At 52.0% G+C, this 12,663-nt stretch carries 13 protein-coding genes; all 13 read left to right on the top strand.

Annotated features, from left to right (window positions below; genetic code table 11):
• Window positions 1-112 precede the first annotated feature (112 nt).
• The 13 genes from GBK04_RS08225 to GBK04_RS08280 all read left to right on the top strand — a co-directional run bounded on the left by GBK04_RS08225 (window position 113) and on the right by GBK04_RS08280 (window position 12,630).
• A complete protein-coding gene (locus tag GBK04_RS08225; RefSeq protein WP_152758516.1) occupies window positions 113-787 on the top strand; it encodes a ClpP family protease in 675 nt (224 codons plus the stop codon).
• A 249-nt stretch (window positions 788-1,036) separates the two neighbouring features.
• Window positions 1,037-2,281: an ATP-dependent Clp protease ATP-binding subunit ClpX gene (gene clpX, locus GBK04_RS08230; RefSeq protein ID WP_152758518.1), complete on the top strand. Its 1,245-nt coding sequence runs from the start codon at window positions 1,037-1,039 to the stop codon at window positions 2,279-2,281.
• A 186-nt stretch (window positions 2,282-2,467) separates the two neighbouring features.
• Window positions 2,468-3,256, top strand: a complete 789-nt coding sequence (locus GBK04_RS08235) for an SDR family NAD(P)-dependent oxidoreductase (RefSeq protein WP_152758520.1) — start codon at window positions 2,468-2,470, stop codon at window positions 3,254-3,256.
• A 101-nt stretch (window positions 3,257-3,357) separates the two neighbouring features.
• The gene (locus GBK04_RS08240; RefSeq protein ID WP_152758522.1) at window positions 3,358-4,242 is read left to right on the top strand and encodes an ROK family protein; all 885 of its coding nucleotides are present in this window, start codon (window positions 3,358-3,360) and stop codon (window positions 4,240-4,242) included.
• Between the two features lie 78 nt (window positions 4,243-4,320).
• The gene (gene blaOXA, locus GBK04_RS08245) at window positions 4,321-5,097 is read left to right on the top strand and encodes a class D beta-lactamase (protein WP_152758524.1); all 777 of its coding nucleotides are present in this window, start codon (window positions 4,321-4,323) and stop codon (window positions 5,095-5,097) included.
• A gap of 60 nt (window positions 5,098-5,157) precedes the next feature.
• On the top strand, window positions 5,158-5,949 hold the full coding sequence (locus GBK04_RS08250; protein ID WP_152758526.1) for a sugar isomerase domain-containing protein: 792 nt from the start codon (window positions 5,158-5,160) through the stop codon (window positions 5,947-5,949).
• A 59-nt stretch (window positions 5,950-6,008) separates the two neighbouring features.
• The gene (locus GBK04_RS08255) at window positions 6,009-7,037 is read left to right on the top strand and encodes a methionine synthase (protein WP_152758528.1); all 1,029 of its coding nucleotides are present in this window, start codon (window positions 6,009-6,011) and stop codon (window positions 7,035-7,037) included.
• Window positions 7,038-7,438: 401 nt separating this feature from the next.
• Complete coding sequence (locus GBK04_RS30450; RefSeq protein WP_373330822.1) at window positions 7,439-7,558, top strand: alpha-E domain-containing protein; 120 nt, start codon at window positions 7,439-7,441, stop codon at window positions 7,556-7,558.
• Between the two features lie 41 nt (window positions 7,559-7,599).
• The gene (locus tag GBK04_RS08260; protein ID WP_373330823.1) at window positions 7,600-8,466 is read left to right on the top strand and encodes an alpha-E domain-containing protein; all 867 of its coding nucleotides are present in this window, start codon (window positions 7,600-7,602) and stop codon (window positions 8,464-8,466) included.
• A 121-nt stretch (window positions 8,467-8,587) separates the two neighbouring features.
• Window positions 8,588-9,322, top strand: a complete 735-nt coding sequence (locus tag GBK04_RS08265; protein ID WP_152758530.1) for a proteasome-type protease — start codon at window positions 8,588-8,590, stop codon at window positions 9,320-9,322.
• Window positions 9,319-10,167 carry a transglutaminase family protein gene (locus GBK04_RS08270; RefSeq protein WP_152758532.1) on the top strand — a complete coding sequence of 283 codons (849 nt, stop codon included), beginning with the start codon at window positions 9,319-9,321 and terminating at the stop codon, window positions 10,165-10,167. The genes GBK04_RS08265 and GBK04_RS08270 overlap by 4 nt, the downstream gene beginning before the upstream one ends.
• Before the next feature lie 55 nt (window positions 10,168-10,222).
• Window positions 10,223-11,623 carry a phosphoglucosamine mutase gene (glmM, locus tag GBK04_RS08275; RefSeq protein WP_373330824.1) on the top strand — a complete coding sequence of 467 codons (1,401 nt, stop codon included), beginning with the start codon at window positions 10,223-10,225 and terminating at the stop codon, window positions 11,621-11,623.
• Between the two features lie 35 nt (window positions 11,624-11,658).
• Window positions 11,659-12,630 (top strand): quinone oxidoreductase family protein, encoded by a 972-nt coding sequence (locus tag GBK04_RS08280; RefSeq protein WP_152758534.1) that lies wholly within the window; start codon window positions 11,659-11,661, stop codon window positions 12,628-12,630.
• Window positions 12,631-12,663 lie beyond the last annotated feature (33 nt).

Raw genomic sequence — 12,663 nt, forward strand, 5'->3', positions numbered from 1 at the left:
GGTCAAACTGTGTGGAAACTAAGCCCCGGCGGTTTTCGTTGTGTATAGATTCCCAATGGCGGAAAACCCTTTTTCTATATTTTAATTTATTCAAACCACTTACTTACCACTAATGGACTACGGAAAAGAATTCAGAAAATACGCCGTGCATCACATGGGCCTCAACGGCTCCACAGTGGATGGCTACATGAATCACACAATTGAGAATATGACCCGCGCCGTCATCGAGGAGCGCCCCATGAACTTCCGCGAGGTAGACGTGTTCTCGCGCCTGATGGCCGACCGCATCATTTTTATGGGTACCGCCGTGGACGACAATATCGCCAACATCGTGGTGGCACAGCTGCTGTTCCTCGAATCGGCCGATGCCAAGAAAGATGTGCTGATGTACATCAACAGCCCCGGCGGCTCGGTATACGCCGGCTTGGGTATCTATGATACGATGCAGTATGTACGGCCCGACGTGGCTACTGTATGCACCAGCCTGGCGGCTTCGATGGGGGCGGTGCTGCTGGCGGGCGGCGCAGCGGGCAAGCGTTCGGCGCTGCCCCACGCGCGGGTGATGATCCACCAACCCTCAGGTGGGGCGCAGGGCAGGTCTACAGACATTGAGATTACGGCCCGCGAAATTGTCAAGCTTCGGGACGAACTTTACGAAATTTTGGCCCAACATACCGGAAAAGACAAGGAAACCATCGAGAAGGATTCCGACAGCGACAAGTGGTTTCGGGCTATGGAGGCCAAAGAATATGGCCTGATTGACGAAGTCCTGACGCGCGAAAAATAAGCGCCGTTTGCTAAATTTATACCAACCGATAAGGCTCATTTCTGAAACCTTATCGGTTTTTTTATTGTACGGTAGGGAACGCATCTTGGTTTGCGGAGCAAAAAATCAGACCTTTGCTGTACTATTCCTCTGGCTCTGAAAATATTTTGTGAACTAGCTGCACAAAATATACCTCCCCTTTTCGTAAGGGCTAACTCAGAAATTTACCGACTTTATAGTACCCATACACCAATTCTTTAATACGACCCAATGGCCCAAGTAAGTTGTTCGTTCTGCGGACGCCGTAAAAATGAAGTAGATCTTCTGTTGTCGGGCATCGACGCCCATATCTGTAATCACTGCATTACGCAGGGAAACCAGGTAGTGATGGAAGAACTAAATCCAAAAGACAAGAAAGATCCAAAAAAATCGAAGCTCCCCAAGCTCAATTTAATTCCACCCGTGGCCATGAAGGAATTCATGGAGCAGTACATCATCGGGCAGGACGAAGCCAAGCGGTCGTTGGCCGTAGCGGTGTATAACCACTACAAACGCCTGTCGCAGTTTAGCAGCGATGATGAGGTGGTGATTGAAAAATCCAATATTATCATGGCGGGCGAAACCGGCACGGGTAAAACCTACCTGGCGCGTACCATCGCCAAAATCCTACAGGTACCTTTCTGCATCGCCGACGCCACTACCGTGACCGAGGCAGGCTACGTGGGTGAAGACGTGGAAACCATCCTGACCCGCTTGCTGCAAGCCGCCGACTACGACGTGGAAGCCGCCGAGCGGGGTATCGTGTACATCGACGAAATCGACAAGATTTCCCGCAAGTCGGATAACCCATCGATTACCCGCGACGTGAGCGGCGAAGGGGTACAACAAGCTCTGCTTAAACTACTGGAAGGCTCGATCGTGAACGTACCCCCGCAGGGAGGGCGCAAGCACCCCGACCAGAAGATGATCGCGCTCAACACCGAGAATATCCTGTTCATTTGCGGCGGGGCGTTCGATGGTATCGAGCGGCATATCGCCAAGCGGATCAACACGCGGCCTATCGGCTTTTCGGGCGACAATCGTATCATCGAGATTTTTGACAAAGGAAACCTGATGCGCTACGTGACGGCGATGGACCTGAAATCGTTTGGCCTGATTCCCGAGCTGATCGGCCGTCTGCCCGTACTGACCTACCTCAACCCGTTGGACCGCGAGACGCTGCGCCGCATTCTGACCGAGCCCAAAAACGCCCTCGTAAAGCAGTACCAGAAATTGTTCAGAATGGAAGGTGTCGAACTGCACTTTGATGACGATGTAATTGATTTCATCGTCGATCAGGCCATGCTTTATAAGCTGGGAGCCAGAGGTTTGCGCTCGATCTGTGAGTCCATCATGACAGATGCCATGTTTGAGCTACCCTCGCGGAAAGACATCAAGGAATTCACCCTTTCGCTGGACTACGCCCGCGACAAATTCGACAAATCGTCCATGTCGCTGCTGCGTTCCGTAGCCTGACCAACAGTTCTAGACACCTCAAAATTACCCTGCTTTTCACGGAAAGGCAGGGTGTTTTTTTGCCCAAGATTGCTTATTCTTGCAAGCGGAGTTTATAAGTCTGGCAATAAGACGCATTGGTGACTTTTGAACAAATAAGCTCCTGAATCGTGCGGGCTGTCCCCGTCATTAACCCATAGACTTCTTATGAATGATTGGCTTACAAATAAATCCATCGTGGTAATCGGTGGAACCACTGGTTTGGGACTTTCGGCCGCAAAGGCCTTTGTAAAGCACGGGGCCAACGTGGTTGTGGTGGGAAGAAATCCCGAAAGTTGCCTGATGGCAGAAGTAGATCTGGGCCAAAACGCCCGCGCCAAACAGGGCGACGCCACGCACGCCCAGACCTCGCTGGATGCGATCCAGTTGTGTGTGCGTGAATTTGGCAGTTTCGATGGTCTGTACCACGTTGCCGGCGGAAGTGGCCGCAAGTATGGCGATGGTCCCCTGCACGAACTAACCCTGGATGGCTGGAATACCACGCTGAATCTGAACCTGACGGCCCTGATGCTGTCCAATCAGGCCGCCATTCGGGCCTTCATGGGCATGAACCGTGGCGGAGTAATCCTCAATATGGGTTCGGTGCTGGGCGCCTCGCCCTCACCGCAGCACTTCACGACCCATGCCTATGCCGCCGCCAAATCGGCGGTGATTGGTTTTACTAAATCCACGGCGGCCTATTACGCCAAAAACAACATCCGCATCAATGTACTGGCCCCCGCCCTGGTAGATACCCCCATGGCGCAACGGGCTGCCCAGGATGGAGCTATTCAGGAATTTATCAAAACCAAGCAGCCCCTCGACGGCGGACGCATCGGCCGGACCACCGATCTCGACGGAGCAGCCGTCTACTTCATGTCCGACTTCTCCCGCTTCACCACGGGCCAGGTTCTGACGGTAGATGGCGGCTGGAGTGTGACGGAGGGACAGTACTAGTAGGGGTGTTTTTTGTTCTTTGTGTTTTGTTTCATACTTAGTTCAATACACTACATTTCGAAGGGTTATCTGAAACTTCAACAAATTACAAAACACTACAAATGGTTTTCATCGGCATCGATCTCGGCGGAACTAACATCAAGGGCGTTTTGGTCAATGAGACGGGGGAAGTGCTGAAACAGCATTATATTCCTACCCGCGATGATCCGGAGGGGCATTGGCGTGGCAACGTGCTGGATATGGTGCGGTACTTCAAAAGCTTCTGGCAAGGCCCCATCGAAGCGGTCGGCCTGTCGGCGCCCGGCCTGCCCGATGAAACCAACCAATACATCGCGTTTCTGCCCAATCGTTTGCCTGGTCTGGAGAATTTCGTGTGGGAGGGGTACCTTGGTCTGCCTGCTTTCGTTATCAACGATGCGCATTCGGCTTTGATGGCCGAAGCTTCGTTTGGCGCCGCCAAAGCGTATAAAAACGTGGTGTTGCTTACCCTGGGTACCGGCGTGGGCGGAGGACTCCTGATCAATGGCGAACTATTCCAGGGCCTTTCCCAAATGGCGGGGCACCTCGGCCACATCACCGTCAACGCCCACGACGACGAATGCAGCATTGTGGGTTTGCCGGGCAGTCTGGAGTACGCCATCGGCAATTATTCCATTGAACGTCGCAGCCGGGGACGTTACACTTCGACCTGGGAACTGGTGGAAGCCTATCGTACGGGTGAGGCTTTTGCAACCTATCTCTGGCTGGCTTCTGTCAAAGCGCTGGCGGTAGGTTTATGTTCGATGGTAAACACCTTTTCGCCAGAATGCATCGTGCTGGCCGGAGGTATTACGCTGGCCGACGATGCGCTTTTTACTCCTTTGCAAACGTTCATGGAAGTCTACGAATGGCAGCCCGGGGGTAAGTCAACGCCCATTGTGCAAGCCTATTTCGGTGATATGGCCGGAGCCATTGGTGCGGCAGGCTATGCAATGAAGAAGCGTTAAATGTTAGCTCGTAATTTCAAAATAGTGTATTCTAAAAACGTTACTATAATGATGAATCATCTGCGGTTTTTTGCAAAAATGCTACTACTGATCTTACTCAGCACACATGCTCTTTTTGCACAGAAAACACTTACCCAATTTGATCATTATTTTGAGGAAGCGGGCCTAAAAGGAAGTTTCAGTCTTTATGATTTGAAAAAAAAGGAATATGCTACCACCGATAAAAATGACTTCATAAAAGCTACCTCGCCTGCCTCTACCTTCAAGGTACCCAATACCTTCATCGCCCTGGAAGAAAAGGCCGTGCAGGACGAAAACGAGATCATAAAATGGGATGGAACACCCAAGCGACTCAAAATCTGGGAGCAGGATTATGATCTTAAAAACGCCTACAAAAACTCGGCTTTCTGGTTTTATCAGGAACTAGCCAAGCGGGTCGGCGAAGCGAAGTACCATACTTATCTGAAAAAACTCGACTACGGGAATCAGGACATCAGCGGCGGACTGACCACTTTCTGGCTGGGATCGAGCCTGAAGATTTCTCCCAAAGGCCAGCTTGAATTTCTACAGAAACTCTATGCCGAAACGCTGCCTTTTAGCCAGCGTACCTACCGGATCGGAAAAGAGATCATGATCGAGGAAAAAACTGAGGCCTATACGCTGCGCGCCAAGACGGGCTGGGCCGACACCAAACCCGAACACGTAGGCTGGTACGTGGGGTACGTGGAAACCAAAGACAACGTCTATTTCTTTGCCACGCACCTGTATCAGCCCGACGCGCAGCAGCACGAAGATTTTGGAAATCAGCGCAAATTGATTACCCGGAAAATATTGAGCGGACTGGGAGTTTTGTAGAAGGTACCCTTACTTACTCTTTTTTCTATAACCGCTTTTTCTATTCACTCATTGCCCTAGATGGATGTAATTCAGGAGTACTTAGACAGATGCCGCGCTATTACGGAAACCGTCGAGGCGCAAAAAAGCGAAATTCAGCGGGTTGCCCGATGGTTTGCCGATACTATCCTGGCCGGCCGTATGGTGCACGTGTTCGGGAGCGGGCACAGTCGCATCATGGTCGAAGAAATGTGGCCGCGTTACGGTTCTTTTCCAGGCTTCAATCCCATCGTTGAGCTCTCGCTGACGTTCCATAATCTGGTCGTGGGGGCCAACGGACAGCGGCAGGCGATGTTCCTGGAAAACGTACCCGGCCTGGCGGATCGCATCCTGCGCAATTTCGACCTATCGGAGCTGGACTCTGCGCTGATCATTTCGTCGAGTGGCTGCAACGTGGTACCTATCGAAACGGCCGAGCTATTCCAGAAATCCCGCGTAAAAGTAGTCGCGTTGATTACAAAGGAACATTCCGATCAAAGTACCTCCAAACGCAGCGATGGTAAGAAACTAGGCGACTTCGCCGATCTGATTCTTGACACGGGGGCACCCGTCGGCGACGCTATGGTCAGCATCACCAATCTGGAAACACCTGTGGCACCCGGCAGTACCGTAGGTGGCGCCATGCTGGTCAACTGCATCAAAGCGGAAGTGGCCCGCCTGCTCACCGAAGCCGGACACCCGCCCAAAGTACTCAGCGCGGGTGTAGTGGTAGGTACCGAAAAAGCCGTCGAGCTCTTCGAGGCCGCCTATGACGAACATGCCCACCGCCTGGCCAAGCTCTACGAAAACGTGGGAAAAAAAGCCGATAGCTAATAGCTATTTGAATTTTTCACTCTTAAGTGTCAACTCTCTACTATAAAACCCTCCACCAAATGCAGCCTATACCCATCAAAACCACCGTAGTCGGCTCCCTACCCTTTCCCGGCTGGCTCGAATTCGCCAGTATGAATCTAGCCCAACTCGGCCCGACTGATGTTGCCGAGATGATCGACGACGCAGTGATTGCCGCCATTCACGATCAGGTAGCTGCCGGGCTGGATGTCATTACCGACGGCGAGCAAACCCGTCTCGATTTCAACCTGTCGTTTTATGGGTTTATCAAAGGTATCCAAAATGATGCTTCTGAAACCCGCAAGTACGGCCCGCCTGCCCATGATCAACGTGGCAAAAACAGCATCGTGGCTCTGCTTTCGGCTCCTAATGGTCTGGGGGTAGTGGAAGAGTACAAGCGACTGAAACGGCTGGCTCCGGTAGGGCAGGGCTTGAAAATGTCGATCCCGGGTCCCTATACGCTGGCCGGGCGACTCAATCCGGGAGAGTTTTATAAAGACCGCTGGGAAATTACGGAAGCCATACTGCCGCTCGTCAGTAAAGAAATCGCAAATTTAGTCGCGCTAGGCTGCCCCGAAATCTGCATCGACGAGCCTTCCATGAGTTGCTATGCCTACCGCGAAGACACCAAGCGGTTCGTGGATATTTTTAACCGTACCGTTGCGCCGGGCGTAGGCAAAACCCGTCTTTCGATGCACCTGTGTTTTGGCAACTATAAAGGCCGCTCGGTAGGTAAGAAAACCATTGCCCCCATGCTACCCGACTTCCTGGATATGACCGTGGACGAACTACACTCCGAAATGACGATCCTGAACTTTGCCGAAGTAAATCTTCTGGAACGCTTCGCCGAACAGTTCGACGTAGCCGTGGGTGTCATCGACGTAAAAAGCTATTACATCGAAACCGCCGCGGACGTGGCCGAACGCATCCGCAAAATCCTACCTTACGTACCCGCCGAAAAATTGGCCGTGGCCCCCGACTGCGGTCTGAGCCAAACTGCCCGCTGGGCTACCAAGCTGAAATTAAAGGCGATGTGTGACGGAGCGAAGCTGGTGCGCGGGGAGGTTTGAGAAATACTTTACAAATGCACACCAGTGAGAAATATTGGATAAAGTCGTCTTGAGAAATACCACTAGTTTTCCGGTTGCTTGATTACTTTCCATGAATCAGTGGGCTCTCACGAGCTGACCGCAAGTTTCTGAATACCCGTCGCTTCCTACTTTCTTGTGGCTGACACTGGATGAAAATACACTAACCTACCCTGCCTTCCTGCTTCGAACGGTACTTTCACCTCCCGAAACTAGCCAGCATCGGTATAATTGTCCTATCGGGCATCCTTATCCTGCACTATACCTACAAAAAATAGAATTTTCTCTATTCACCAATTGTTCAAAATATTATTTCCTCTTTTAAAGGATAGGATTTTTGAAAATTCTCCGCATATTCGATACTTACAAATCTGACTAAGAGTATGCTGAGCCGCGTTGCCAATTCGATTTACTGGATGAACCGCTACATGGAGCGGGTGGAAAACTACGCCCGCTTTGTGGGCGTGAACTTCAATATGGCCCTCGACCTCCCCCCGATGTAGACGAACAATGGGAGCCGTTACTAACCGCCACGGCCGACCACGTGCTGTTTGACCAGTATTTCGACAAACCCAGCCGGGAAGATGTCATCTACTTCATGACCTTCGATAAGCGTAATCCCAATTCCATTGTAAGCTGTCTGTATGAAGCGCGTGAAAATGCCCGCACCATCCGCGAATCCATCACGAAGGAGATGTGGGAGAGCATCAACGAGTTTTACCTCTTCATCCGGGCTACCCCTACCGACAATTTCCGCAACCTGGATCTGATGCAGGCTTTTTTTGCCGAAATCAGGCGGCGTTGCCAATTGTTCCACGGAGTAGTAGACTCCACCATCACCCGCAATGAAGCCTGGCATTTCGGACGCCTGGGCCGGCACATCGAGCGGGCCGACAAATCCTCGCGCTTTCTGGATGTGAAGTACTTCACCCTCCTGCCCGACAGCGGCGGCGTTGGATCTACGCTGGACCTGATGATGTGGACCGCGGTGCTTAAATCGGTGAGTGCCTACAACATGTACCGCCAAACCCATGCTGCTCTCACGCCCATGAATATCGTGGCGTTTCTGATCCTGGACAAGCTATTCCCACGCTCCATTGCCTACTGTGTTCGGCAGGCGGAGCTTTCGCTTTTTGCCATCGCTGGGTCTACGCCCGAGCGAGGCTTTACGAATATAGCGGAAAAATCCATCAGCCGGTTGCGGACAGAAATTGAGTTTACCGATGTCGAGGACATCTTCAAGGCGGGGCTGCACCAGTACCTGGATCACTTCCAACAACTTAATAATGAGGTGGATAATGCTATATACAAAATGTACTTCGACGCCAAGCCTATCCAGTCGCAAAGCCAGAGCATGGGACAATATCAAAGTCAGAACGGGCATCAATTCCAATCCTTCCGCATGCATTAATTATTATTGAATCACTGAATGAGCGAAGGATGTACTATTTTTGTTTTATTCGCCGCTCGGACGACCACCTCGGGGCCGCTGCGGCCCCGCCGTCATTCTTACATTCATTCACTATTTGCCCATGACGTACTGCCTCGGTATAAAAGTAGCCTCGGGCCTGGTTGCCATTGCCGACACACGCCTGACTTCCGGCACTGAAGTTTCGACCAACAAGAAGGTGTCGGTCCACCAGTTCGACCATCATTCGCTCTTCATCATGACCTCGGGCTTACGCTCGGTACGCGACAAAGCCATCACCTACTTCAAGGAAGTGCTGGAGGAGCAGGATGCTAGTTTTAACAAACTTTACAAGGCCGTCAATGCGTTTGGAGCTCAGGTACGGCGGGTAGCGGATGAAGACAAGGTTTCGCTGACGGAAGCCGGACTGGCCTTCAATCTATTCTCGATTGTGGGAGGACAACTCGAAAACGATGATGAACATAAGCTTTTTCTGCTTTATCCCGAGGGCAATTGGGTCGAGGTAGGTCCGGGCTCACCATTTTTTATCATCGGCAATTCGGGTAACGGCAAGCCGCTGCTTTATCGCAGTCTGCGCTATGATTCCAGCCTTCAGGATGCACTCAAAATCGGCTTCCTGTCGTTCGATTCTACCCGGGTGAGTTCCAATGATGTGGACTATCCGATCGATGTGATCATGTACGAAAAAGACAGTTTTCGCATTGTGGAGCATCGCTTTGAGAAGGACGACCTCGACTATATTGCCAAACAATGGAGTGCACTCCTCAAGAATTCCGTTCAAAAACTCCCGGTGGAGTGGATGGAGCCGGTTTTTTCTAAAACCCTCGAAACCTCATGAATCTAAGCGTAAAGCATGTGCTGAGCTATACATACGACAAGCCCGTGGCGCTTGATCCGCATCTGCTCTACCTCTACCCTAAGTCGTATCCTCACCAGCGGTTGCTCGATTATTCACTCCGCATCGACCCGCTGCCCTCCCGTGTTGTCCGCAATGTGGATGCAGAAGGAAACGTGCAACAAGTGGTTTATTTTGCCGCCCCCACCGACTACCTAACCGTAAAGGCCGACATGACGCTTAGCTCAGATCCCTTCAATGTTTTCGATTTCGTCCTTTTTCCTTTCGAGGCCAAAAACATACCATTCCGTTATTCCGACCGGACGCACAAGTACCTGCTGCCCTACCTGAGCCGACACGAAATCACGCCCTACGTGGAGCAGTTTGCCCGGCAAATCGCCTCTCACGTCAACTGGGCTACGGTACCTTTCCTGACGGAAATGAGTAGTCATATCCACGATAACTTTTCCTATCAGCAGCGCCCCGAGGGGCGTGCTTACCCACCCGAAGACACCCTACGCGGGCTGTGTGGCTCCTGCCGGGATTATTCCAGTCTGTTCATTGCGGCCTGCCGAAGCCTGGGTATGGCCGCTCGGCTGGTCAGCGGCTACCTGTATGGCAATCCTACCCAAGCCCACGAGTTACACGCCTGGGTGGAGGTGTATCTGCCCGGTGCCGGGTGGCGGGGATTCGATCCTACCGAGGGGCGGGCGATGATCAATAATCATATCTGCCTGGGCGCTTCGGCCGACTACGATCAGCTGGCTCCCGTAATGGGTACCTTTCGGGGAGCCGCCTCTTCTTTTCTGACCACCGAACTGGAAATAGAAGAAGTTGGGGAAAAATAAAGGGGATTGGCGGGGGAAATCCCTAATTTTGTTGCTTCATTAAGGAAAGGAATCTGTGACGCTTATAAAATCTATTTCGGGTATTCGAGGGATCATTGGTGGAAAAATCGGTGCAGCCCTCACCCCGATCGACGTTGTGAAATTTGCTGCCGCCTACGGAACGTGGCTGCGGAGTACCAATTCTGAAAGCAATACCGTGGTGCTGGGGCGCGACGCCCGCCTATCGGGCGACATGGTCAGCCGGCTGGTGTCGGCTACCTTGCAAGGTATCGGCTGGGATGTTGTGGATCTGGGGCTCTCGACTACCCCTACCGTAGAGATCGCCGTAACCGCCGAGCGGGCCGCCGGGGGTATCGTCCTGACCGCAAGCCACAATCCCATCCAATGGAACGCCCTGAAGCTGTTGAACCATGCCGGTGAATTTATTTCTGCGGCCGAAGGTTCGGAGGTGCTACGCATCGCGGAAGAGGAGGCTTTTGATTTTGTGGATGTCAAGAAGCTAGGTACCTACCGTACCGATGATACCTACCTGGCCAAGCACATCAATCTCATTATGGCTCTGCCCCTGGTGGATCGCGCCGCCATTACGGCTGCCAACTTCCGCATTGCGGTCGATGCCGTAAATTCTACGGGCGGTATCATAGTACCCCGCCTGCTGGAAGCCCTGGGCGTTAATTCGGAGAACATCCTGAAATTAAACTGCGATCCGACGGGCAATTTTGCCCATAACCCCGAGCCCCTGCCCGAACACCTGCGCGATATCCGCCGCGAAATCAAGAATGGCTCCTTTAATCTGGGGATCGTGGTAGATCCGGACGTGGATCGGCTGGCGCTGATTTCCGAAGACGGCTCGCCGTTCGGGGAAGAGTACACGCTGGTAGCCGTGGCCGACTATGTGCTTAAAAACAAAGTGGGTAATACGGTTTCCAACCTTTCATCTACAGTAGCCCTGCGCGATATTACCTTAAAAGCTGGAGGAAAGTACTTTGCCTCGGCCGTGGGGGAGGTCCATGTAGTGGAAATGATGAAAGCCAACAAAGCCGTAATCGGAGGAGAAGGCAACGGCGGGATCATCTACCCCGAACTGCATTACGGCCGTGATGCGCTGGTAGGTATCGCCCTGTTTCTGAGCCACCTGGCCAAATTTGGCAAATCAGCCTCCTTTCTTCGAAAGACCTACCCCAAATACTATATCTCAAAAAATAAAATCGAACTGACTCCCGATGTGAATGTGGATGAGGTTTTGGAAAAAATAAAGTCGCGTTACGCTAGGCAACCTATCAATACCATCGATGGAGTACGGATTGAATTCGACAAGGAATGGGTACATTTGCGCAAGTCTAATACCGAACCCATCATCCGCATTTATTCCGAATCCGAAACACTGGCAACGGCGGACAATCTGGCTAATAAGATCATTTCCGACATCAAGGAAGCTATTTCGGAGAGAACCTAAGGTAGGTTCATAGCGAATTTTATACTACACTAGAAATGAAAGCTGCAGTACTTCACCAGCTGGGGACGCTACCGATCTACGAAGACTTTCAAGATCCCATCCCCCGCAACGAAACCGAGCTTCTGCTCCACGTAAAGGCTGCTTCCGTTAAAAACCTGGATAAACTCCGCGCCAGCGGGCAGCACTACGCCAGCTACACCCACCTCCCCGTCGTAGTCGGGATGGATGGTGTGGGTACTTTGGAAAACGGTACGCGGGTGTATGCGCAGGGTCTCACGGGGATGATAGCCGAAAAAGCGCTGGTCGCCCACAACCGATATACTATTCTGCCGGAACGAATTGACGACGTAACCGCCGCTGCCCTACCAAATGCCGTTATGGGTGCTGCTCTGGCCCTGCGTTTTCGTGCTAAAATAGAAAAAGGCGATACAGTTTTGATCAATGGTGCTACGGGCGTGACGGGCCAGGTGGCGGTACAGATTGCCAGGCATTACGGAGCGGCCAAAATAATCGCCACAGGCCGAAACCCTCATTTGTTGCAGAAATTGACCGAAATCGGGGCCGATGAGGTGCTTTCATTGGAGCAGGAAGATGGGACTATTGTCGAAAAATTAAAAGAACTCAATGCCGCTTCTCCGATCGGCGCCGTTATCGATTACTTGTGGGGCCATCCTATCGAACTGATCGTTGATGCTTTGAAAAGTTCGGGCGCAACGGCCAGCGTACCCAGGGTACGTCTGGTGTCGGTGGGTAGCATGGCAGGGGAAACAATCCGACTGGATTCCGGGAGTCTGAGAAGTTCGGTTATCGAATTGCTGGGATCGGGGCTAGGTAGCTTTACCCCGCAGGAAATGCAAAAATTCAGCACCGAAGTACTACCCGAAATGTTTCAACTGGCCGCTGACGGAAAACTTCATATCGGGACCGAAACCGCAGCCTTCCCGGATATTGCCGCTTCCTGGGTACAAAAGAATGCTCCTGGTAAGCGACTGGTGATTTGTATTTAGGGCGACCCTGCCGCCAAACACTTGAAAAGAATT

Origin of the sequence: Salmonirosea aquatica (assembly GCF_009296315.1) — a bacterium.
GTDB classification, from domain to species: domain Bacteria; phylum Bacteroidota; class Bacteroidia; order Cytophagales; family Spirosomataceae; genus Salmonirosea; species Salmonirosea aquatica.

Excerpts from the sequence above, each read along its gene's own strand:
- GBK04_RS08240 (WP_152758522.1), top strand. The coding sequence starts at position 3,358 with ATGGTTTTCATCGGCATCGATCTCGGCGGAACTAACATCAAGGGCGTT.
- GBK04_RS08255 (WP_152758528.1), top strand. The coding sequence starts at position 6,009 with ATGCAGCCTATACCCATCAAAACCACCGTAGTCGGCTCCCTACCCTTT.
- GBK04_RS08270 (WP_152758532.1), top strand. The coding sequence starts at position 9,319 with ATGAATCTAAGCGTAAAGCATGTGCTGAGCTATACATACGACAAGCCC.
- clpX (WP_152758518.1), top strand. The coding sequence starts at position 1,037 with ATGGCCCAAGTAAGTTGTTCGTTCTGCGGACGCCGTAAAAATGAAGTA.
- GBK04_RS08280 (WP_152758534.1), top strand. The coding sequence starts at position 11,659 with ATGAAAGCTGCAGTACTTCACCAGCTGGGGACGCTACCGATCTACGAA.
- GBK04_RS30450 (WP_373330822.1), top strand. The coding sequence starts at position 7,439 with ATGCTGAGCCGCGTTGCCAATTCGATTTACTGGATGAACCGCTACATG.
- GBK04_RS08265 (WP_152758530.1), top strand. The coding sequence starts at position 8,588 with ATGACGTACTGCCTCGGTATAAAAGTAGCCTCGGGCCTGGTTGCCATT.
- blaOXA (WP_152758524.1), top strand. The coding sequence starts at position 4,321 with ATGCTACTACTGATCTTACTCAGCACACATGCTCTTTTTGCACAGAAA.
- GBK04_RS08225 (WP_152758516.1), top strand. The coding sequence starts at position 113 with ATGGACTACGGAAAAGAATTCAGAAAATACGCCGTGCATCACATGGGC.
- GBK04_RS08250 (WP_152758526.1), top strand. The coding sequence starts at position 5,158 with ATGGATGTAATTCAGGAGTACTTAGACAGATGCCGCGCTATTACGGAA.
- GBK04_RS08235 (WP_152758520.1), top strand. The coding sequence starts at position 2,468 with ATGAATGATTGGCTTACAAATAAATCCATCGTGGTAATCGGTGGAACC.